Origin of the sequence: Antarctobacter sp., from assembly GCF_965277915.1 — a bacterium.
In the GTDB taxonomy this organism is placed as follows: domain Bacteria; phylum Pseudomonadota; class Alphaproteobacteria; order Rhodobacterales; family Rhodobacteraceae; genus Antarctobacter.
The window spans coordinates 1905258-1930579 of the sequence record NZ_OZ255849.1 but is presented as its reverse complement, the minus strand read 5'-3'; the positions used below and the strand labels follow the sequence as shown (position 1 = coordinate 1930579).

The 25322-nt window shown below is 61.3% G+C and carries 6 protein-coding genes; all 6 read left to right on the top strand.

Annotation, left to right across the window (positions count from 1 at the left end; genetic code table 11):
* Nucleotides 1-27 precede the first annotated feature (27 nt).
* Nucleotides 28-1767 carry a DUF3131 domain-containing protein gene (locus tag ACQY5B_RS10240; RefSeq protein ID WP_420325351.1) on the top strand — a complete coding sequence of 580 codons (1740 nt, stop codon included), beginning with the start codon at nt 28-30 and terminating at the stop codon, nt 1765-1767.
* Entirely contained in the window at nt 1764-2903 is a 1140-nt protein-coding gene (locus ACQY5B_RS10235) for an acyltransferase (RefSeq protein ID WP_420325352.1), read from the top strand. The genes ACQY5B_RS10240 and ACQY5B_RS10235 overlap by 4 nt, the downstream gene beginning before the upstream one ends.
* Nucleotides 2900-4732 (top strand): glycosyltransferase family 2 protein, encoded by a 1833-nt coding sequence (locus tag ACQY5B_RS10230; protein ID WP_420325353.1) that lies wholly within the window; start codon nt 2900-2902, stop codon nt 4730-4732. Before ACQY5B_RS10235 ends, ACQY5B_RS10230 begins: the two co-directional genes overlap by 4 nt.
* The gene (locus tag ACQY5B_RS10225) at nt 4729-6105 is read left to right on the top strand and encodes a DUF3131 domain-containing protein (RefSeq protein ID WP_420325354.1); all 1377 of its coding nucleotides are present in this window, start codon (nt 4729-4731) and stop codon (nt 6103-6105) included. Before ACQY5B_RS10230 ends, ACQY5B_RS10225 begins: the two co-directional genes overlap by 4 nt.
* A gap of 1291 nt (nt 6106-7396) precedes the next feature.
* Nucleotides 7397-15112, top strand: coding sequence for a SpvB/TcaC N-terminal domain-containing protein (locus tag ACQY5B_RS10220; RefSeq protein WP_420325355.1), 7716 nt, complete (start codon nt 7397-7399; stop codon nt 15110-15112).
* 130 nt (nt 15113-15242) lie between these two features.
* Entirely contained in the window at nt 15243-25259 is a 10017-nt protein-coding gene (locus ACQY5B_RS10215; RefSeq protein ID WP_420325356.1) for a Tc toxin subunit A-related protein, read from the top strand.
* Nucleotides 25260-25322 lie beyond the last annotated feature (63 nt).

Genomic DNA, 25322 nt, shown 5'->3' with positions numbered 1-25322 from the left:
TCCGCAGATCGAGATCGGAGCACGCTGATGAAGATCAAGACCCTCACCATGACTGCCGCAGCCGGCGTATCGGTCTGTTTTGCCCTGCTCGCACCCAACGGTGTCCATGCGCAGGATGACCCCAAGCCTTCGGGATCGAAAACCGTGACGATCGACAACGTGACGGTCAACGGCGCCAAGTACAACAGCGTCACGATCACCTCGGAATCTCCGCTGATCATCAATTTCGACGGTGCCGAGCCCGCGGCGGAATGCAATCGTGGTCCGGGCAACATGTCCAAGGCGCACTTTGGCCGTAGCGGGCCTTTGACAGAGCGCGAAGCCAAGATGGCACGCACGGCCTGGTCCTACTTTGAAAAGCGGTTTCAGCCTGAAACCGGCCTGGTGAACGCGGTAGGATCCTATCCCTCGACAACCCTTTGGGACACGGCGTCTTACATCAGTGCACTGGTTGCCGCCTACGAGCTTTGTGTCATCGACAAGCGCGAATTCGATACCCGCGCCACAAAGCTGATCAACACGCTGCGAAATCTTGACCTGTACCGGGGCGAGGCCCCGAACAAGGTGTACAACACCAAGACCGGGGCCAAGGTGAACTATGCCAACGAACCGGGAGAGGTTGGCATGTCGGCGCTGGACATCGGTCGAATGCTGGTCTGGCTGCGCATCCTCAAAGAGCGCCACCCACATCTTGCCAACAGTGTCGACAACGTCCCGATGCGCTGGAATTTCTGCAACCTGGTGAACGAGGATGGCCGCATGTTCGGTTCGTTCACCCAGGGCGACGGCAAGACCCGCTACGTGCAGGAAGGCCGGCTGGGATACGAGGAATACGCCGCCAAGGGCTTTGCGCTTTGGGGCTTTGACGTGTCGCGCGCCTTGTCGCCCGAACCTCTGGCCTATACGACGATCTACGACGTCAAGGTCCCCCACGACGGTCGCGATCCGCGTGTCTTCAAGAACCAGAACTATGTCCTGACTGAGGGTTATATCCTTGATGGGTTGGAACTTGGGTGGGATATGCCCACAGATCGCAGCAACGACGGCCTGACCGCCTCACATGGATGGCGGGCGGAATTCGCCAACCGGATCTATCTAGTGCAGCAGCGCCGTTACGAGCAGACCGGCATCATTACAGCGCGTTCCGAACACCAGGTGAACGGCAAACCCTACTTCGTCTACGATTCGATCTTTGCCGATGGCTATGCCTGGAACACCCTGGATCCAACGGGCGAGTATCAGCCAGATCGTGCGGCGATTGCCGCCAAAGCGGCGATCGGGATGTGGGCGCTGTGGGATACGGATTACACCGACCTGCTGTTCGAAAGCGTCGCCGATCTGTACGAACCGGATGTCGGTTTCTACGAGGGCCTGTACGAAAACGGAAACGGGTTTATCCCTCTTCAGTCGGCCAACAACAACGGGATCATCCTGGCAGCCCTTCTGTACAAGGTCCAAGGCCCGATCCTGCAGCAGGTTTCGACCAACACCCAATTCTGGAACACATCCTTCGCCGGCACCGACTTGCGCGACAACAAGTGTCATCCGCGCCTGATGGAAGAAGTCGTGAACTGCTGCAATTGCGAAGGCGTGGAGATCGCCCCCGTGATCCCGCTGGACGAATTCCTGTATTGCCGTCCGGTCGCGACGGCAGGAGAAACCGCCGCAACCGACTGCCGGCCCGAGAAACACAACCTGCCGGCACCAAAGCCGCGCCGCGTCTTGCCGAAGTCCTGTGTCGCCCCTGCAGCAGCGACCAACCCATGAGTGTAAAGTCTCGTCTCGTCTGGTTCGACGCCAATCGCGTTTTCGCTGCGATGGGCGTCGTGCTCATTCACTCGACGACGGACTTCGCCGGCAAACCCTTTGCCGATGCCGAACCGTCGGAACGTTTGATTCCCGTATTCCTGCGCTCTATCGGCGAATTTTCCGGCTCGGAGATGTTCTTCTTCTTCTCGCTGTTCCTGATGGCAATGCGGGTGGATCGAAAACTGCCAAGTTATAGCGCGGCCATCGGGACGCAGGCAAAGCGCCTTCTGGTTCCCTTTGCGTTCTGGGTTGTGTTCTACGCCTTCTTCCGCCTGCTAAAGGCCGAGGCGTTCAACTACACCGATTACATCTGGACGCAGGTGACCGAGGTTCAGAACTGGTTCGGCTATTTCCTGCTGGGCAAGGTGCAGTATCACATGCACTTCCTGCCGACGCTGTTTGCGCTGTTCCTGTTCTATCCTCTGATGCGCGGCGCCACGCGGTATCCGGTGCTGGGCATGACGCTGTTCCTGACGCTGGGCATCATGAACAACACCCAGGGCTGGGTCTGGGGCCTGGGGCTGGAGCCCGAGATCCGCGATTACATCCTGAGAGCGCTGAAGATTTTCGGCTATGTCGGATACGGGCTCGCGGCCTTTGCCATCTACGGTCTGTGGAAAGACGGAATCCCGCGCGGAGAAAGCCGCCTCTTGCGGAGGGGCGGGTTCTACTTTGCGGCACTCGCCTATGTCGCGACGATACCGTTCTTCGCAGTGGCCTATGAGACTGGAAACTGGGGTATCCGCACCGGCTGGGATTTCTACGGACACTTCCTGATGCCGATCTGTATCTTCCTGATCTTTATCGGCGGGCAGTATCTTGATTGGTCGTCGCGATGGTCAAAGCTGGCGAAATACACCTTCGGGGTCTACCTGGTGCACCCTGCCGTGATCGACCTCTATGACATCGCCCTGTTCACATCGGGCCTGTCCGACGCCATGTCGCCGACGGCCATCGTCGTCCTGCGATACGCAGTGGCGCTGCCGGGGTCTTTCCTCGTTGCACTGGGCATCTCCAAAATCGGCCTTCTTGCGTGGACCATCGGGCTGGGTCCGACCCCGTGGGAGGCGCGCAAGGCGAAAGCGGGCGCATGATCGAAGACGACTATTTCCTGAAGTTCGAGCACCGGACTCCGCCGCCCCCGCTGGTTTATGACCCGTGGAGAGAGGCGTTGTGGCAATTCCTCGTCACCGTCGCGCTTGTCGTGGGGGGCTGGTACATCTGGTGGCGATGGACAGGATCGTTGAACCCCGATGCGATGTGGTTTGCCGTGCCCCTGGCCCTGGCTGAAACCTGCGCTTACTTCGGGATGTTGCTGTTTGCGTTCAACCTATGGAAGGATGAACCGGTCAAGCTCGAAGAGCCGCCTGCCCTGCTGCGGGACGTGGACCCGAACCATCCCGAAGGCGACCGGTTGATCGTCGTCGACGTGATGTTTGCCACCTACAACGAAGACCCCGAATTGGTGCGCTTAGGCATACAGGACGCCAAGCGGATGACCTATCCGCATCCCATCGACGTGCGCATCCACATTCTGGACGACGGCCGGCGGCCCGAAATGCGCGCCGTCACCGAATCCGAAGGCGCCAACTATATCACCCGCACCACGAACGAAGGCTTCAAGGCCGGCAACCTTCGCAACGCGATGGAGGAAACGCACGGCGATTTCCTGGTGATCTGTGACGCCGACACGCGCCCCTTCCCCACACTGCTGGAACATACACTGGGCTACTTCCGCGACCCGAAAATGGCTTGGGTGCAGACGCCGCAATGGTTCTATGACCTTCCCGAGGGCGAGCGCCTGCCCGCGCGGCTGGCCAATTTTCTGGGCGCACCGGGGCGTCTGTTGGGGCGCGGCATCGAAAAGGTGATCGGGCCGGTGACCTATGGCGATGATCCCTTCGTCAACGATCCCAAGATGTTCTATGATATCATCCAGCGCAGGCGGAACTGGGTGAACGCTTCTTTCTGCTGCGGCGCCGGATCCATTCACCGTCGAGAGGCGGTGATGGAGGCAGCCCTGCGCAGTTTCGGCAAGAAGGTCGAGGAACGCACCTGGGCCGTCGAAGAGGTCGTCACGGTGTCGTCCAAGGAGCGCGACATCGCCCCCGAACTCATGGAGGCAATCAAGACCGAAGCCGCCGCCGACGAAGTGCTGACGCCGTACCGGTTTCACGTCTCCGAAGACATCTACACTTCCATCGTCTTGCACTCTGACCGGGAGCGCGGGTGGAAGTCCAAGATGCATCCGATTGTCGAAAGCAAAATGCTGTCGCCTCAGGATCTCGTAACATGGACGGTCCAGCGGTTTAAATACGCGGGCGGCAGCCTAGACATCCTGGTCAACGACAATCCGATCTTCCGCAAGGGCCTGACCCTGGGCCAGCGGTTGATGTATGGCACGACCTTCTATTCCTACCTCGCTCCGTTGTGGAACATCGTCTTTCTGTTTGCACCGGTGGTCTACCTGTTCACCGGCATATCGCCGGTGTCGGCCTATTCGGCAGAGTTCTTCCTGCACTTGATCCCGTTTCTTGTGACATTGGAACTGGCGATCATGGTTGGCACTTGGGGTATCGCCGGATACGCGGCCAAGTCCAGCTACCTTTCGTTTTTCCCCTTGGGCCTGAAGGCCATCATGACCGTAGCGCGTGGCGAGAAGATCTCTTTCAAGGTAACGCCAAAGGTCCGCCAGGCCGGGAACTTTCTCGGCCTTGTCCGTCCGCAGATCGCCGTCGTCGTCCTGACACTGGCCGGGATGGTTTGGGGCGCTGGCGCGCTCTGGTTGGGTACGACCAACCATTCGGCAAGCGGCGTCGTTGCAAACATGCTTTGGGGATTGAACAATTGTTTTGCCATGGCAGGCATAATAGCGGCGGCCATGTGGCAACCACCCGAACCCGATAAGGATCAAGCGGTATGAGTTTTCGTGAGAACCTGATAAACGCTCGCAGCCATATCATCTTTCTGGTGGCGCTGGGGTGTGGCCTTGCCCTTGTCATTTCCTTGGAAGAGCACATGCCCTCTGACCCACCCGTCGTCGCCAAGCCGTCTTCCCCGCGGGCGCAACCTGCGGAATTCTCGGTGCCGCTTGATGCGCCAGACCCGATCGAGGCATTCGACAAGATCGACCCCCTGCCACTGGCGGTGACAGGGGCCAGCAGAACCGGGGATCTGTCGCATGCGCGCATCGCCTGGACCTATTTCGAGAACAACACCAACCCCGAAACCGGGCTGGTCAACTCTGCCGATCAATACCCATCGACCACCATGTGGGAGACAGGCTCTTATTTCGTGGCGGTCATTTCGGCCGATCTGCTGGGTTTGATCGACTCGTCCGAGGCCGAAATGCGCCTTGGCCGCGCGCTGAACACCCTGGCAACGATCCGGCTGTTCGACGACATCCTGCCGAACAAGGCCTACAACGTGCAGACCGCCGAACTGGTGGATTACACCAATAAACCGGTCGAACGCGGCCTTGGCTGGTCGGCGCTGGACATCGCCCGCATGGTCGCTGCCATGAGCCATGCGGAAAACAGTTACCCGGCTCTGGCCCCGAAAGTGGCCGCCGTCATGGATCACTGGGACCTCGATCAGATGGTCGAAAATGGGCAACTCATTGGCGGCAACATAGGTGAGAACGGCTTGCGCCGGGATCAGGAGGGGCGGGTCGGCTATGGTCAGTACGCGGCCAAGGCGATGATGCTCTACGGGTTCGACGCCATAAACGCCTATGACGCCGAGGCGAACCTGATGGTGAAAGAAGTGGCCGGACAGCCCATTCCGGTGGACGATCGCCTTCACCGGAACGTGACCCCGGCCTTCACGGTGTCCGAACCCTACGTCTTTGACGGGTTGGAATTCGGGTTCGACGCACGGTCGCACCGTTTTGCCAGCGCCATCTACATGGCCCAAGAAGCACGCTGGCGGGAAACCGGACAACTGACGGCGGTGAGCGAGTCGCATCTCGATGAGGCGCCCTATTTCATCTACTCGACAATCTGGGGGGGCGGAGCGCCCTGGGCGGTCATGACATTCAGCGGCGAAAGACTGGACAGCAAGCGCACGGTCACCGTGAAGACCGCCTTCGCCTGGGACGCTCTGTTCGGTACCGAATACACACGCGAACTGGTCACGGCGCTGGCCCCCCTTGGGGATCCGGAACGCGGCTGGCCCGAAGGCCTGTACGAAGCTGATGGGTCTACAAACGGGTCGTATACCACGAACACCAATGCCGTCGTGCTGGCGGCTCTGGCGTTCCGGGTGCACGGCCCGCTGGCCCGAGCGGATCAATGATGCAACTCGGTCGAAACCTCCGGGCCGTCTGCGTGGTGGCCGCTCCCGTCTGGGCCGGGCAAGCGATTGCCGAACCCTGCGTTGGCGCCGCATTCGATAGGCAATTCCCCGGGGCGACAGGTGTTCAAACCCGACACGCCGATGTTCCGTCGCCGCGGTTTCCCGGGCTTTGGCAAGAAGGTCGGATCAATGGGGATCGATATGTCCTCTACGCCAATGGCGAGGCGAGCCTGCAGGATGGTGCAGCGGAACCGGAATGGTCGATCTTTGTGCAATGCGATCTTGAGGCCGCGACCTGCACCGAGACAGTTGACGGATCGCCACCAGAGGCGGCACTGCAACTCGCCGAGGTGCTGGGACAGTGTTTCGTCAATCCGGATCGGGTGACAATGGCAGAGGTCGTTCCTCCCGCGCCACCGCTGATTGCCCCGCAGACGGATGGCTGGGCCTTGGCCCCGACAGGCGGAACGCCCATTGTGGAGCCGACCGATCCCGATCCGACACCTGCATCCAATCCCGCAACTGGACCAGCGCCGGAACCTGGCCCCGATCCAGATCCTGCTGCTGTGCAATGCGGTCTGGCTGCCGTCTCAGGCGAGGATGACGGTACAACGCTTCAGCTTCTCTTGGTCGAGGCAGGTGCTGACCCCGGTCCAATCGACGGCCTGCCCGGTCGGAAAACACGCCAGGCATTGGCCCAAGTTCTGGGGCCCGACGCCAGCGAGCTCGGGGTCCAAGCGGCCATTGACGCACTGGACGAGTTTTTGTGTCGGCCATCCGACTAGCACCGGCATTTCTCAAGCAGATGTTAGGAGCCAAGGTTGCTCAGTTATGCGTGTAGCGATTGCGTGCGATCATCTGTGATGACCACCTTGTGCGTTTCTCCGGCGATACGAAACCGTTTAGCAAAGCTCTTCAGAACCGGGTTGTGATCGCAGGCAACGCGTCGATCAGTATGGCGGTGTAACACATCTCTGGCGACAAAAGACTCGCCACGCGAACCCAAGCCGCTTCACGACTTACATAAACAAGCCGCCCGCGACTGAACTACAAACCGGTCCAGCTACAACGCGTCACTGCCCAAGCAGGGAGTCTCTGCTGGTCAGGCCCTCTGCCGCACAGCCCGGCAAGTCGCGTTGGCGCACTCCTATCCCTTCGTGGCCCATTCGGATGCTGGAGAACAGCATTTGGCGAAGGGTGCCTCGAATCGAAATTTCGTGCTATGATTGTATGAGAGGTGATACCGTATGTGTCGTTTGTTCTAGAAAAGCTCTTGATGGGAAATTGAATTATGGATGACGCGCCAGAGTTTGGCAGCGTACCGTCCAGTCCCTTCGGCGAAGAAAACAGTAATCGGTCTCAGGCTCAGGGCAATTCAGGCCTTCAGCTGCCAGGTATAGAATTGCCGAAAGGTGGCGGTGCCATTCGCCCGCTAGGCGAAGCTTTCTCTACCAATCCGGCCACGGGAGCGGGATCGCTCTCCATTCCGCTTGATCTCACGCCGGGGCGCGGCGGTTTCGGGCCGAACCTGTCCGCGTCCTATTCGACCTCGACCGGCAACGGCATTCTTGGTTTCGGATGGTCGCTCTCGTCTGGATCGATCCGGCGGAAGACGTCCCGGGGCTTGCCCAAGTACAATACCGACGATGTGTTCGTGCTGGCGGGCGCGGAAGATCTGGTACCGGTGGACGATGCCGATGCAATGCGTGGCGCGTATCACGTCGTCCGCTTTCGCCCCCGCATCGAAGCCGCTTTTGCACGTATTGAGGCATGGATCCACCGCGGTACCGGAGAGATGCATTGGCGCACGATCACCGGCAACAACGTCACCTCGCTCTTCGGTGTCGATAGCTCCAGCCGGATCAGCGACCCCGCCGATCCCAGGCGCACGTTCGAATGGTTGATCGCCGAAAGCTACGACGACAAGGGCAACCTCATCGTCTATTCCTATGTTCCCGAAGACGACAACGGAGTCGATACCGAGGCACCCGGCGAAAACGGGCGGAGTGTCAGCGCGGGCCGATACCTGAAGACAATTCAGTGGGGCAACCGGGTATCCAATCTCGTCGATCCCGATTCCGCTCGGAGGGATTGGCTCTTCAGCGCCATCTTCGACTATGGAGAAGACCACCTGCGTGACCTGCCCCCGGACCCGGACCGTCCCGCAGAAGAACAGCATCGCTACGCCGACGCTTCATGGGCGGCACGAAAGCCATGGCCGGCCCGGCCGGATCCATACTCCACCTATCGATCGGGCTTTGAAATCCGGACCCGTCGACGCTGTCATCGCGTACTGATGTTTCACCACTTCGAGGAATTGGGCGAAACGCCTTGCCTTGTTTCCTCGACCGAATTCGACTTCGCAGACCTTGAGCATGCCGACGAAACCGGTGCCGCAGCGCGCGCCCATCAGGGCAGTTCGCGATATGGCAGTTTCCTGCGTTCGGTCACGCGGCACGGTTTCGTGCGCAGCACAGGCTCGACGTACCTCAGACGAGCAGTCCCTCCAATGGAGTTCGACTACTCACGCGCGATTGTCTCCAAGACCGTGGAACGGCTTTCGCCCGGAGCAATGGAGAACCTGCCACGCGGTGTGGAGGGAACAAATTACCAGTGGCTCGATCTGAACGGCGACGGTCTGCCGGGCATCCTCAGCCGCTCTGGTGGCATCTGGTACTTCAAACCCAATTTGGGCGATGGCGATTTCGGGCCCGTGAAACAGGTCTCGCCAGCGCCCTTACTTGCCCAGGGCGGCAGGGCGCGGACATCATTTGTCGACTTTTCGGGCGACGGCCAACTCGATGTCGCTGTGATGGACGGCCCGGTTCGCGGCTTCTACGAGCGGACGAAGACGGAAAACTGGGCGCCTTTCCGGCCTTTTGCCCGGATACCGAACATCGATTTCAACGACCCCAACTTGCGTTTCATCGACCTGACCGGCGACGGTTTGGCCGACATACTGATTACGGAGGACGATGCCTTTGTCTGGTACGCGTCAGAAGGCGAAAGGGGTTACGCCGACGCGCGACGAACGCACCAGCCGTACGACGATAATGATGGCCCGCGCCTCGTGTTCAATGATGGCGAAGCAAGTTTTCACCTGGCCGACATGTCGGGCGACGGGCTTTCGGACCTTGTGCGGATCCGAAACGGTGATGTGGTCTACTGGCCGAACCTTGGCTACGGGCGGTTCGGGCGGAAGATCCGTCTTGCCAATACACCCTGGTTCGATCGCCCGGACCGTTTCGAAAGCCGCCGCGTTCTGTTGGGCGATATCGATGGGTCGGGCACGACGGATATCCTCTATCTATCGCCAGACGCCGTCCGCATCCATTTCAATCTGTTGGGCAACAGCCTCAGCAAGCCCGCGGTCATCGAAGACCTTCCGATCGACCGGACCGCTATCGTTACTCTGACGGATGTTCTGGGCAAGGGGACCGCGTCGCTTGTCTGGTCCAGCCCGTTGACAGGCGGTGCACTTGGCCCGATCCGCTACATCGACCTGATGGCCGCGGGCAAGCCGCACCTGATGGTCGCCTCTCGCAACAACCGCGGCCTAGAAACCCAAGTCGAGTACGCCCCTTCGACACGGTTCTTCCTTGAAGATCGCGCCAATGGACGCCCCTGGCAGACGCAGTTGCCCTTTCCGGTTCATGTCGTGGTCCGCTCGACCGTCACCGACCGCGTGGCACGCACTCGGTTTAGCACGCGCTTCACCTATCACGACGGCCACTTCGACGGACACGAACGAGAGTTCGGCGGTTTCGCCCAGGTCGACCAGATCGATACCGAAAGCCTTGGCGCCCTCACATCCGACAGTGAATTGCCTGCGGCCAATATCGATGCTTCCTCGCACTCACCGCCGGTACTGACGCGGCGTTGGCATCACACCGGCGCGCATCTGGAGGCCGGGCCGCTATCTGCCTATTTCGCCGGACGGTTCGGTCGAGACCGGGGCGCGTACTTCCGGGAACCGGGGCTGACCGAAACAGAGATCAGGGCGCAACTTCTGCCCGATGGCACGCTTCCGGACGATCTGACCGATGACGAGGCCCGGCAAGCCAGCCGCGCCCTGCGGGGAGCAGTGCTGCGAGAGGAGGTCTATGCACTCGATGACTCGGACAGGGAACCCCTGCCCTACTCCGTAGCCGAACGCCGACAGGAGGTCCGGCGCCTGCAACCGATGGGCAGGAACCCTAGCGCCGTATTCCTGGTATTCGACGTAGAATCCCTTGCGTTTGCCTATGATCGCCAGGTCGTCCATGTCCAAGACCACCGTCTTGTGGATGCAGACCGGCCCGGGGCGATCGCCCGGCTCGACCCCCGGATTTCACATTCCATCGCGCTGGAACACGACCGTTTCGGGACGGCACTGAAATCGGTCCAGATCGGTTACCCAAGGCGTTTCACCGATCCGGCCTCGCCTCAGGATGTGCGCCTTGCACAGGCCGAAACAAAAATCGTCCTGAACGAGATCGACGTAACGAACGAGATTGATGATAGCGACACGCGGCGCCTACCGACGACGTGGCAATCAACGACCTACGAATTGACAGGATACCGGCCAAGCGGCGATTTGGGCTTCTTCCGGCCCAGCGACTTCGTGCGGCGAGGATCGGGTGACAGGTTCGAAATCATCCGCGATGCCGATGTTTCTTTTGACATGGCTCCGGCGGAGGGACGCACGCGCCGCCTTCTTTCGCGCCAGCGGACCCTGTTCCGGCGCGACGATCTGGACGGTCCGCTTCCTGTCGGCGTGCAAGGCACGCGCGGCCTGGTCCACGAAGCCTTTGACCTCACGACAACCGACAGCATCGCCCGGGCCGCCTATGGCAAACGGATCGATGCCTCGTCGATTGGTGACGCGACGGACTTGATCAGGCTGACACGTTTACCCGGCGATCCGGAGGATGGCTGGTGGACGCCATCTGGCCGCATGTTCCTCGCACCGAAGGGGATCAAGCCCCCGGCGGAGGAATTGGCCTACGCGGAACGCCATTTCTTCCTGCCGCACAGGCTCCGCGACGCACATCACAGCGCGACGCATGAGACCGAAAGCCATTTGCGCTATTGCCGCTACGATCTCTTGCCGGAAGAAGCCGAGGACGCCCTTGGGAACCGCGCAACCGTGGGCATACGGGCGCCCGATGGCACGATTATGGAACGCGGTCATGACTATCGTGTCCTGCAACCCGGCATCCTTTCCGATGAGAACCGGAATGTCTCGATGGTGGCATTCGACGCGCTTGGTTCGCCCGTCGCGGCGGCAACGGGCGGCAAACCCGAGGATAACGAGGGTGAGCGTCTGGACACAACGCTCAAGCTTGATCTCACGGAGGCCGAGTTTTCGGCACTGTTCGATGCCCCGGACGGCCCAATGGCGACCGAGTTGCTGGGCACGGCGACAACGCGCTCGATCGTCGACCCGCGGCCGGTTCCCGGCGGCGATGCTCCGCGTCCGTCAGCGGCGCTTTTGCTGGCCCGGGAACATCACGGCGCCGATCCCGGTCGGATCACAACCACGCTTGTTCACTTCGATGGCCTCGGGACTGCGATCCAGACCAAGTCACTTCGTGACAATACGGAAACCCGGCGCTGGACCTGCTCCGGCTGGGTCGTGCAGAACAACAAGGGCTTTCCGGTCCGCAAGTTCGAACCGTTTTTTGCCGACACGCACGAGTATCAGTTCGACGCGCGCAACGGCGTCAGTCCGATCATGCTGTATGATCCTCTCGGGCGGGCGGTCGCAACGATCCTTCCCGACCATACTTTCACCAAAGTGCGCACCACACCCTGGCGCGCGGAGGCATGGGACGCAGGGGATAACATCCTTACCTCCGACCCGTCCCGAGACAACGATATCGGCCCGTTCATCGAACGATTGCCACCCGCCGACTACCTGCCAACATGGTATGGCGCACGCATCGATGGCGCCAAGGGACCGGAGGCAGAGGAGGCGGCGCGCCGCTCGGAAATTTGTTCCGGCACGGCGGTCATATCTCATACCGACAGTCTGGGCCGGGTCATTGTCAGCCAGACCCTCAACCGGGTGCGTGACGAGAACGGTATCGTCACCGAAACGCAGGAAAGGTCATCGGCAACCCTGGATATTGCCGGTCATCCGCTGACCGTCAGTGACACCCTCGGGCGCCGCGCCATGACCTATGCCTACGACATGGCCGGGCAGCAGATCGCACAGGCATCGAACGAGGCAGGCAGACGCTGGGTGCTCGTCGATGCATCCGCCCAACCGGTCCTGACCTGGGACGACATGGGCCGACGAATGCGCACCGAGTTCGATCAGTTGCGTCGTCCGGTCGCGATCTGGATGTCGAAAGGTGGCGAACCCGAGGTGCAGATCGCCGCCACGACACACGGCGAGAAAATCGCCGATGCCGAAGCGCGGAACCTCCGAGGGCAGGTCGTGGAGACCCGCGACCAGTCCGGCGTGACCGCGGCGGACCGCTTCGATTTCAACGGTAATCTGATGCGTTCTGTCAGACGCATCGCGCAGTCGTTCGATACCCTCCTGGACTGGTCAGGCGACGTCCCTCTGGAGCCCACGCGCTTTGTCACCGAGGCCGTCTTCGACGCGCTCGCACGACCGATATTGAGCATCCCTCCACATGCCGAAGGTCGTGGCCCTCATCATGTGATCCAACCGCGCTTTGACCAACTGGGACAAGTCCGCGCCATCCACGTCTGGCACGATCGGCACGACAAACCCGAAGAGCCCCTCGATCCGGACAGAGATCCGCCCTCCGCAGTCGGGGTGAGCGATATCACCTACGATGCGCGTGGCGCGAGAACCGCAGTCCTCCACGCCAACGGTGTGCGCCGCCGCTACGAGTACGACCCGGAAACCTTTCGGCTGGTGCGGCTTACATCCGAACGCGCCGACGGCGTCCTGCAGGATATGCGCTACACGCACGACGCCGTCGGTCACCTCTCGCACATCGTCGATGCCGCGGCACGGACGGGCTTTTTCGACGGGACCGTCGTCGGGGCCGATCAGAGTTTCGAACATGACGCCAAGGGGCAACTTGTCCGCGCCAGCGGGCGTTTGCATCTGGGCCAGACCGGCGGAGAGGCCGGTGCGGGACCCGACGCGCCGGGACGGCCCCTGCCACACCCGAATGACGGGCTGGCGCTGGCCCGCTATGTCGAGACCTACACATACAACGCAGCGGGCAATATCCTGCAGATGCGGCGCCGCGTTCCGGCGCGGCCCGAGGCGAGCTGGACCCGGCGCTACGATTATGACGAATCCGGGCAGCTCGATCCCGAGTTTCCCTCCAACCGCCTCACCGCGACACATCTGTCGGCGGACACGGCCGAGCGCATCGGCGGCTACGACGCACATGGCAACATGCTGGGCCTGCCGCACCTGGCGGCAATGGAGTGGGACCATGCCGACATGCTGAGGATGACCGAACGCACCTTGAATGGCGACCGGACATGGTATGTCTATGACGGCTCCGGCGTGCGCATCCGCAAGGTCACCGTCGATGCCGAGGGGCGCCGCAGACACGAGCGGCTTTACCTGCCCGGCGGTGTCGAGATCTTCCGCCGTTACGGGACACACCCGCTGGTACGCGAAACCCTGCATGTAAGCGATGGTTCGGCGCGCTTTGCCGAAGTCGAGACACGCCTTGCCGGCGACGAACCGGGACAGGAGCTCCGGCAGATCCGCGTTCAGTTGGCGAACCACCAGGGCAGCGTCGCGCTGGAGGTCGATGACAACGCGCGAGTGATCTCGATCCAGGAATTCTCGCCCTACGGGGCACGCACTTTCCTGTCGGTGGCGAACGACCGCGAAGCCCCCCGCCGCGCCTATACCGGCCAAGAGCGCGACACGGAAACCGGGATGCAAAGGCACGGGCTGAGGTACTACGCGCCCTGGCTGGGGCGTTGGACCAGCGCCGATCCGGCGGGGATAGTGGATGGATTGAATTTGTATCGGTACTGCCGGAACGACCCACGGAACAGAGTGGACACCGGCGGGACGGATTCCGAGTGGTGCATACTCTGCAATCCGTTTTCAGACGATGTCTCATTTGAACCCGTGGAAGCGGTCGGTGCTGTCTGGTCAAATGCCGTGGAGGGTTCGCAGGTCATTACGGGCGCAATCAGCGAAGGCACCGATGCAGCCGGAGATTGGGTCTCTGACAAAGGGAACGACTTGGCTGCGGCTATTGACGACGCCGGTTTTTCAAGGACTGCGTCTTTTGTGAAGGGCACGACAATTCTTGCGGCAACCCTGACGAAAACAGTTGGCGAGGTTGGTGGTCAGACCCTGGCCATAGGCCCCAACGCAGTCTTGGGACTGGAATACGGCGGAACATCTATTGGCGAAGGCATTGGCAAGCTTGCAACTTCGAACACCACAGAAGGAAAATTGGAGGGAATTCAAGGTATCTTGGAGGGGCTAGGCGCAGGCGCATCTGTCGGTTTGATCTTTCTGGGCGCTGGTCGTCCTACGGGACCCAAATTACCACCCAAAGGGCCGGTCAGAGGTGTGGCGAGGACCAGAATCAACCAATCGAAAGGCCTGACGTCGCCGAAACCAGGCAATAAGCCGAAAGCCGGTCTAAGGTTCATGCCAAAGAAGACTGGGAAGGACGGTGTGAAGAGGCCCGTTCAGAACGGAATGGATCATGTACGCAAGGGGCACACTGGCGGAAACAATAAGCAATCTCAATTCACGGCACCTCCAGAAAAGGTTCTTGCAAATAAATCTGTTGTAAAATCAGAACCGCGCCCTCTGCCGCTCGGGGATGACGTTAGCTATGTCCGCCAGCAGGACCTGCCTACAGCGATAGGACGCACCCGACATGCAGATGGCGGCAGACTAACCAATGCAGTTCGAGTTCAGACAGATAAGGCGGGTAATGTAATCACCGCCTATACGATACCTGGGTGGCGGGCCGAATTCAATATCATGATGGCCGCGCTTGGGATCACTTTCTCCCAAAATCAAATCGCTAAAGACCGAAAGGAGAAGTGATCGAAGTGAAAACCACCCCCTTGGCTAGACCAGATACAATGCGCCCATATCAAAGAGACAAGTTGGACAATACAACTCCAAATTTTGGGTCCGGATCATTTGATTGCGCACGACATATTGGATTGACACTATGCCCCGAATAATCGCAATTCGCCTTCTTTCCGAAACGCCTGTGACGCCGGGGACGTTCACCAACTACCTCGAAGACCTCGAGATCACGGTCTTCGACGCCTCTTTCGACGACCCCGCGGCCGAGAACCCGGCGTCGGAACTGGGGACGGCAGAATACATCGCACCGGCAACGCCGCTTTCCACCCCGCCCGTCGATACGGACGTTCTCGAGCACGACCCGAACACGACCATTGTCCAGCATGACGGTGTCAATCCCGACAGTCTTCCACTGGCCCCCGTTCCCACGATGTTCGCGGTCGGCACCGCCGTCATTGAAGTGCCGGACGGTGTGCCTGCCGCCGAGCACGAAACCGTCGACCTCAGGATCACGATGGAGCGGAACGGCGCGACGATCACCCACAAGCGGCGCTATTTCAACGTCCCGACGACGAATGGAAATCTGCCCGGCGATCCGCTTGGTTTTCAGCTTATCCCTGCCAGCCTTTACCTCTTTCTGCCCGCCCCGGGAGTGGAGACCGGCGGCACGCTGAACGTGCCCGAGGACGGGACCGCGCCAAACTTCGATCAGCTTTTCGCCGCGGTTACGAACGTAATGGACGACGACCCCGGCGACACCATCGCAATCGACAACCTGAGCCCGATCCAGGCCCGGCACATCGCCTCCGAAATCGTCTGGGACCGTGCCGCCCGCCCACTGCCCGTGCCGGATGCCCACCTCAACCAGCTCTACACCCTTCCTTTTGCCGAGGGGGATGGACCCGAACGCACGCGTGCCATGTTCGAGGGCGATCTCAAGACCTATCAGGTCGGGAACGATGCCACGGCAGAGCGTCTGGCCAATTTCGTCTTCACGATGTCGGCGGCGCTTTCCATCGCCGACAGCATCCTGACAGGTCCCGAAGGAGACCGCGCGGCACTGACCATCCCGGCCGAACCGGGTGATGCGGAGACAGCGTCAACGCGTATCAAGCTCACCGGGCTCACCGGAACGGCGCCCTTCGTGGTGCCCGCCGGCTACATTTATGCCCTGACCGCGACGCTGCCCTTGCAGGTCACGGTCGAGCAGCGCTTCCGCATGGTGATCTTCGGCAACGAAACCGGAACGATCTCGACACTGCAAGAAGCCGTGCACAACGGCATTGTCGCGCTCGATCCCGGCACAAACCTGCACCAGGCCGCACGGCGCCTATCAGCCTTGGGGGGCGCACGAGAGAACGGGTTGCCGGAATGCCCCGCCGGGGACGAAGCGGATGTAACGGCTTTGATCGCCGGCTGGCTGGCCGAGCAGGATGAAGAAATTTCGACATTCTGGTCGGCGCTGGATCCTGCCGGAACGAGAGGTCATTTCCTGATGGTCCTCTGCGCGATCACGCACGACCACACGAACCTCGTAGCTGCCATCCGCAACGATCTGGATGGAGGCGTCACGACGATTTCGGCGCTACGTGCCGTCACGGACGAACAGTGGCTCGCCCTGTTTCAAGGCGATCCGTCGCTGCTGCCGCCATTTACCCACCCCGGTTCAATTGCCGAACAGACACGCACGTTTCTGCGCAACCTCCGAAAGTTCTTTGACGCGGCACTTGCCCTTTCCGCGCCGACCCCGGCGCAACCGGGGACCCTGCCGCTTCTCGGTGAAAACTGGGACGATATTCTGTCCAACCTCGGCGGTGATATCGAAAATTTCGATCCCGCGGCGAACGGTGCCCTGCTCGACAGTCTCTTTCCCGATGATCCCGCCGGTCGCACAGAGTTCATCGCCTGGCTGGAATGCCTGCAATCGGTGCTTGCGCTTACGGCGGGCATCGCTCCGGAAGAGCTTCGTTTTTCCGTGGCCGAGGCCCTTTGGGCGCGAGGTTTCGTGACGCCTGACCACTTCGCGGGTTTCGACCTGGACGCTTTGACCACTGCATTGATCGGAACCGTAGCACACGCGCATGCCTCGACCATCCTGGCGAACGCGACTGCAGCGGGGGCCGAACCGCTTGATCCGATCGGTCCGTTTGCACCTGTAAATCCCTGGGGTGCATTGACGAATTGCATACCCCCCAAGCATGTCTCGCCGCTCGGTCCGGTCGCCTACCTCAAGGAAATGCTCCAGGTTACCGAAGCTGCAACATGCGATGATCCGCTGGCGGCTACGGATGGCGCGAACACACTTGGCGCGGCGCTTTCGGGGCGGCGCGGTCCGATAGGCCAGCTAGCGGCGAGCCATTCCAATGCCTGCATTCCGCTTCCTCAGATCGACATGGTCAACGAAACGCTGGAACATGTCGTGGTTACCGGATCTCCGCCGGGTACGATCTGCGACACACAGCGGGACACACTCGGCGGTCATACGCTGGACACGCATCCCAATCCGCCCGCAGGTGCGACACCGCACGCGGCACAAACGCTGTTCTGTGCCCTGCCCGAGCATTCGACGCCCGCCATTCCGACCGCGGAACAAGCCGCCTGGGAAACGCTGGCAGAGGATTTTTCAGCCTGCACCCTTCTCTACAACCAACCGTTGGACGTGACTCGCAGCACGCTCAAGGCCCTGGGCACCAGCCGATATGCAACGATGCGGGCCTTCTCGCGTGAGATACACTCGTTTGTACATGCACCGGGGTCGGTGCCTGCTGATTTTCAGAACCACCTCTGGCGCTATCCCGTGCCACTGCCACTGGCGCTCGACTATCTGTGCATCACACAGGAAGAATACGACGTCCTGTATAGTCCGGGACAGCTTGGGCCTGCCGCTCTTCCCGAACACTACGGTTTTCCCGGCCTCCCCGGTGTCGATCCCGATACCTGGATGGAAGAGGTCGTCATCCTCTCGGTCTTCCTCGAACGCACTTGCCTCAGCTACTGCGAGTTCCGGGAACTCGTTCAATCGGGATTCGTCGATATTGTTGTCCGACATCGTCGGCAAGACGACCTGCCAGAGTGCGAGCCCTGCTGTCTGGACGAATATCGGTTGGAATTCCCCTCCGATCCCGGCCTCTTCGGTCCATTGAAGCGCCTGATCGTCTTCATCCGGCTATGGCGGCGTCTGAACCAGATGCCGAACGCTCGCTACTCGTTCGCCGAACTTGCCGACATCGCGACTGTATTGACGCTTTTCAACGGAAACACCGCCAATGCGATGTTCATCCCTCAACTGGCTGCGTTCCAAATGCTCCGCGACGATTTTGGGTTGGCCCTGGTCGATAAAAACGATCCGCCAGGTGCGGGGTCCGTCGGCGCGAACCGCACTCATCTTCTTGCGTTCTGGGCGCCCGGTGCAACCAAGGCGCAGTGGGCGCTCGATCACTTGCTGAACCGTATCCAGCAATATGCGATCGGCACCTATCATTGCCCGTGCCGCCCGCCGGAATTCATCAAGCTGCTGCGCAGCAACATGGACCCAGTGTCGAGACTCGCCGGGTTTGACCCGGATACCGCCGGGCGGGAATGGGACGCCTCGCCTCGTCACACCCTGCGCATGGCAGAGATCCTTGCCAAGATCTATGCCTCGAAATTCGAGGTCGGGGATCTGCTGTTCCTGTTCACGGCCGACCCGCAGCTTCAAGGCGGTGACCCCTTTCCTGCCCAAACCCGCAACGAAGCCCGCGACCTGCCCTTCGACCTTCCCGACAACGAGGACGAAAATACGCTCTTTGCCCTGCGCGACGTCCTGCGCCATGTGACAATCGATCCGCAGGAGGCCTCGACCTGGACATGGGCGAGAATGGGCAAGACCCTGCGCGAGACCTATGGCATGCCCGACGGGACGCCGGAATGGACAGCTTTGGGGACGCACTTCTTTCCGGACATCCTAGAAGCTGAAGGCCTGACGGTTGCCCCCGCCGACCGCGTATGGCGCGCCAACCTGCCGGCCGGGTCCACATCCGAGGCCATGTGGAACACGCCGGAAGGTCCCTTTCGATACCTCGCCGGATCGCAGGAACTGGAGACGCGCGTCCCGCTTGTCGATGCAGAAGTAATCGCCAAGCTGGCCCGTATCCGGCAATTGACCGCAGCGGAACAAGCCGTCGTGAGCACCCTCTACATGGCGCCGCGCGCACTTCTTGCGTTCTTCGGTTTTCTTTTTGAAAACCAAACTGACGCAGAATTCTCGCTGCTAGAGACCACCAGCCCGGCAGATCGCTGGGCATGGTTCCAGAACACGTTCGCACGCTTCCACGAGCGCAGCCTGGCCCTGGCCGATCATCTGGCCGCGCATATTTCGCGTGTGACGGGTGATCGCAAGAAGGACGGCGCGGAAACAGCCCTGCTTGTCCTCCGGCATCTCTGGGCCGACGAAAACGCGGCAACAGGCCCATGGGAGAACGATAGCGGCGCGGTTCCCGGAGTGCAGTGGACGCCACGACCGAACGGGGGCGCCTTTCACGCCCTTCACGGTGTCGTCGGCACCGGGCTAATCGCGGAATATCGCGGCGACACCCCTTTGATCCGGTGGCGCGAAACCCGGGGCGGCATCGAAGCGTTCGGCTCAGCCGAAAATGCCACCAACGGTCCCATTCCGACCGTCCTGCCGGCCATGAACACGGCGTTGACACAGGAACAACTGGATTACGTTTCGATCCGAAACGGCTATGCGATGGGCAATGAGGACGGCACGCCGGTCGGCGGCGCCGAACCGTTCGCGCTGACATGGCGCGGCCTGCTCTTGATCGAGGAAGGCGGGAAATACGGCTTCCGTGCCGGCGCGCCACGCCCGGGCAACGAATTCCCCGATTTCGAGGCGCTAGAGCGCTTCCATCGCTGGCGTGTGATGCTGCGCCAGGGTCAGAAAACCCTGGTCCTCCTTGCGCACGGCCATGAGGAAGAAGAAGCGCCGCCGGATTGTGCAAAGGCCATTTATCTGGAGCGCGGGTTCTATGAAATCGAGATCGAGTTCGAGCGGTTACCGCTTGTCTTCGACGGTCCGGAAGACATTTGCGCGCAGGAAACCGGCTTTCAGTTGAAATATGACGGCCCGGACTCTGGCGGCGACTGGCAGGTTATCCCGCATGACAAGCTTTTCATCGGAACCGGCGAGCGGCTGGATGCCGGTCTCGATACCGGAACGACCCAACCGGGCGTTTTCGGCGTGCTTGCGGCGCGACATGTGGTCAGCGTGCGCTCGATGCGGCGGACCTACCAGCGCGCGTTCAAGGCACTGCTCTTTGCCGATCGGTTTGCCCTGGGCGCCGTCCCGGTGGCCGACAGTGGACAGTCCGAGTTGGGATACATGCTGTCACAACCCGAGGCCTTCGCCGGGCAGTCCTATTTCGATCCGGGCGGCGGTTTTCAGCCACACCGGGCCAATTTCGACTTCAACCTGTTTCCGGTGCTCGACAACTACTTTCCGCCACTCCCGGCTGACGACCAGCGCGCTGCACCCACCGTCCAGCGCAGTTCGGCGCTCTTCGACTGGTGGGAGCGATTGTTCGACTACAGTGTCATGCGCGCCGATGTCGCCGGTGGCGACGAAACACATCCGGTCCTTCTCTTCCACGAGGCGGCGGAAGCACATGTGGACGAACCGGCGCAATTGCTGCGCCATATCAGGGTCGGCATTCGCCAAGTTCCTCTTGTCCTCGACTATTTCGATCCATTCGCGGCGGGACTGACCTTCGAAATCGACAGCGGCGATCTGATCGACGACCGCTGGGCCATCCGTGTCTGGCGCGCCGACAAGTGGATCGACCGCCTGCGCGACGACTTCCTCGAAGCGGATATCGACGTCGCCAAGCCCCATCTCTGGGCCGCGCACCCGGTCGATATGGGCGGCCTGTCCAACCTAGCCCAATTCTATCGTGACGGCCTGATCGAAAACGGCGATCCGCGCCGCTACAAGGAAATCGAAACGCTGAATGATGGCCTCCGTGAACGTGGTCGCGACGCATTGGTCGCCTATCTCACGGCGATGAACCGCCTGCCCCTTCCCTGGGGTGGCTTTGCAACGCGGGCGCGCGATCTCTCCGATCTGTTTCTTCAGGACGTCGACGCCGGTCTTTGCCAGAAACTTTCCCGCGTGGAAGAGGCGATCAGCGCGGTGCAGCAGTTTGTCGACAGGGCGCGACTGGGGCTGGAAGCAGGCTTTACACCCGGCCCCGCTTTTGCATCCGCCTGGGACCGCCACTTTGCCGATTTCCGCACCTGGCAAGCCTGCAAGCGCCGTGAGATCTATCGTGAGAACTGGATCGGCTGGAGTGAAGAGGCGGTCGTCAAAGGGTCCGAGGCCTTCCGGTTCCTGAAAAGCGAATTGCGCCGGAACGATCTGACACTGCCCATACCCGGTGGTGGCGTCCACTGGTCCGGGCCGGATGTGCCTCCGGCAACTGCGCTGACCTTGTTGCAAAAGCGCGAACCGGCGACCATGCAGCGGCTGGAAGCCCCGCGGCAGGGCATCGGTCTGAAAGGAACACCCGATCGTAACGCCCGACCTGATTGGTTGTCGCCCATTCCGGGCACCTCTCGCAGAGATGACGGCGTCATTCTTTCCGACACCTCTGCCGCTGCCGCGGCGGGCGGCCAAGGTGCCAGTTCCGAAAGGACGCCTGACCTGCCCATGTGGTTCGAAGCCCCGGTCCGCCTTGGCACGCGCTTCCTGCGCATCGCCGCGGCCGGACTGCCATATGCATCAGCCACTTACACGCCGAAGTGTACCACACCCGACCCGACGATCTGTTGCAAAGACTGTGGCCGCAACCATCCACCCGTCATGGAAGAATACTATTTCTGGTTAGACGTTTCAGAAGAGTTCCTTCCCGTCGAGCAAGTCGCAGAATGGGTCTCTGCCACAGATGGTGACGGCGACGATGTCGATCGGGACAGCCTGCCGGTCGATGGCACCGGAGCACCGATTGTCGATACCGTCTGGCACGATCCGCAAGCCCTGCCCTCCGCCCTTGCCTGGGCGCCGCGCCAGATCGCGCGCCTCAACTGGTGCCGCGTCCACAACGGCGAATTCCAAACGCCTCGGCGATCAAGCGAAGGGGTCCTGTTGCAACAGGACCTTCCGGCGGGACAACCCGATCTGACCTTCCGGGGACGCATCGCCGACTCGCTCTTTTTTGACGTGGTCGGCGGGGTCGAGCGTGTAGGAGTTCCCGGGCCACCCTCGCCGGGGTTCCGGTACGATCTCGCTCCGGACGAGGCGATCCCCCTCCCCGAACTGACCCAGACCGACGTGCCCCCGATCCCGGGCGGCCTGCCCGCCTTCCCGTGGTTCGCCTTTACCTGCCCCGGGGATCCGATCCTGCCCAACCGCACCTTCGCAACGGTTCTGGCGGTAGCCCAGCACCTGTCCACGCACTGCCGCTACGAGGAAGCGCTGAAGTGGCTCGAGCAAGAGTTCCCGCCACTCCAAGGAGACAATACCTGGGCCGAATGCGACCGGCCAGATCCGATCGATCCCGATCCGACGATCCCGGATGATACTCCCGACGACACCCCGAATACGCCTGTTCCAGTGCCGGCGGTGTTGCCGCCACGTCGCTCCAGCCATCCGGGCGAATGTTGCTGTGCAAGCGATCCCGTATCGGACCAGCGTGCCGAACGGCGGCTTATCATGATGACCTACGGAGAAATCCTGCTCGATTGGGCCCAGGCGCTCATCCGCAAAGACGCGCCCGAGGCGTATCAAAGGGCTCGGACGCTGACCGATACCGCGCGCCGCATCCTTGGCGACTTGCCCAAGACCGTGGTGACGGAGCCGGACGACATTCCGGCCGCTCCGATCCGGGATGTGACGCTTGCCTGTGCGCCACTCAATCCTCGGTTGATGTGTCTGTACAATCGGGCCGCGGATATCGAAGGTCAAATCCACGCGTGCCTGGATTCACGTCGCCACAAGTCCGGCCGGCCGAACGACGAACAGCCCTTCTTCGGCGATGACCCGCGCCGGGAATGCTGGCAGGTTTCGGGCGATGCCTGTCTTGACGCCGCTTTCTGGTGCCGCCGACGCAGCCCGCACCGCTTCAGCGTTCTTGTCGAAAGGGCCCGCCGCGCCGCGTCCGAATGCGCCACCATGGGTCGCCAGCTCTTGCAGGCCTATCAGCAGGGTGACGCGGAATACCTGTCGTCCCTGAACACCAAGCACCAGCGCCAGGTTGCCGATCTCACTCTCGACATTCGCAAGAACCAGTATCGCGACGCGGATTGGAACCGGCAGGCGTTGGTTCTGGCCAAGGAACACGCGATTACCAACCTGGCATTCTACCAGGGCCTCCTGGCCGCCGGATTGCTTTCGGGCGAAGCGCAATACGAACCCTTGATCGGCACCTCCACAGGTCTTCGTTCAGCCGGGAACGTCGTCGAGGCAATCGGTCAGGCAATGAACCTCATCCCCGATCCGAATGTCGGACTGATGAGTTTCGTGACGCTGCCGCCGGGAAAGAAACTGGCGATGATCTTCTCTTCCGCAGGAACGGTGGTGAACGTGGCCGCCGACATCGTCAATACCGTCGCATCGCTGGGTCTGACCAAGGACGGATGGGAGCGGCGCGCCGACCAATGGGAACACAACAGGGCTCTCAGCGAAATCGACGTCGCACGGATCGAACGGGAAATCCTGGCCGCCGAGCGCCGTCGCGACGCGGCGCTACGCGAGCTGAACAATCATCGCCAGAACATGGCAAACACGGCCGAAGTCGAGGATTACCTGCGCGACAAGTTCACGAGCCACGAGCTGTTCCTGTGGCTTCAGAAGGAAACCGCGGCACTTTATGCCCAGTGCCACGACCTCGCGCTTCAATGCGCATGGGACGCGGAACGCGCCTTCAATTTCGAGCGTGAACTGTCTGCCGACCGCTTCATCGCGATGGACATGCCGGACACCCTGCATGAACGACTACTGGACGGCGAGCGCCTGTCGCTTGCCTTGGCGCGCATGCAGAAAGCCTATGAGGATCGCGACCGGCGCCCCTACGAGTTGATGAAGCACATTTCCCTTCGGGAGCATTTTCCATCCGCCTTCCTGCAACTGATCTCCACCGGTCGCTGTGTGATCGAGCTTCCCGAATGGCTTTTCGATTGCGACAATCCCGGGCATTTCCTGCGCCGCATCCGCAGCCTTTCAGTTACCCTCCCCTGCATCGTTGGGCCGTATCAGGGCGTCAATTGCAAGGTAACGCTACTGGCGTCGAGTATCCGGGTCAGCCCCGAAGTCTTTGCCCCCGACCACCGCTGCTGCGACGACACGGGCTGCAACTCCGGCTACGAAGCCCTGCCCGACGACCCGCGCATCGTCCACCTTTACGGCGCCGCCGAGGCCATAGCCACGTCGTCCGGACAAAGCGACGCCGGGCTTTTTACCCTGGATCTCAACGATCTGCGTTACCTGCCGTTCGAGTACCAGGGCGCGGCCTGCAAGCTATGCATCGAACTCCCAGCGGAAACGAACCGGTTCGACATTGACACCCTGAGCGATCTTGTTCTCCACATGCAGTACACCGCACATGAAGGCGGTGACCGGCTGCGGGCTGCGGCGGCGGCATGCGCAGAACGTCATCTGCCGGGATCGGGCACGCGTTTCATAGACGCCAAGCGTGAGCTGCCGGGCCTGTGGCGCACCATGCCGGCACCGATGCGCCACGGGATTCCGGCCAGCCGCGACGGCGAATATCTTGGCCTGCGTCTCGATCGCGGCATGTTCCCGTTCCTGACCGGCAATCGCCGCCCCCTCGTCAATCGCATCCAGGTCCTGTTCGAAGCGCCGGGCGCCAACCCAAGCCGGCATCACGACGTGATTTTCTTTGCCGGCGAAGCTGTCGAGACGATCAAGCCGGACACCTGCCGCGAAGGCGTTTTCACGATCGATTGCGCGGCCGACGCAGCATGGCCCGGCTTCTTCCATGGCGTGCTCGACATTGATGCGGTTGAGATCGCAGGCCGTGACGGCACGTCGCTGGCTGTGCTTTCCTTCCATCCGGAAATCCGCCGATTGTGCAACGTATGGCTCCTGTTTTCCTATAGTGCGACCGAGGCGAAGGCGTCCTGCGACTGGACAACAGCTGTGCCGGAAAACGGGTGTCGGGTTTGACCAAGCGGCGCGGTTGGCCCTGGAGGTAGCCCGGCTCTGGAAACCGGCCTGCCGCCAGACACC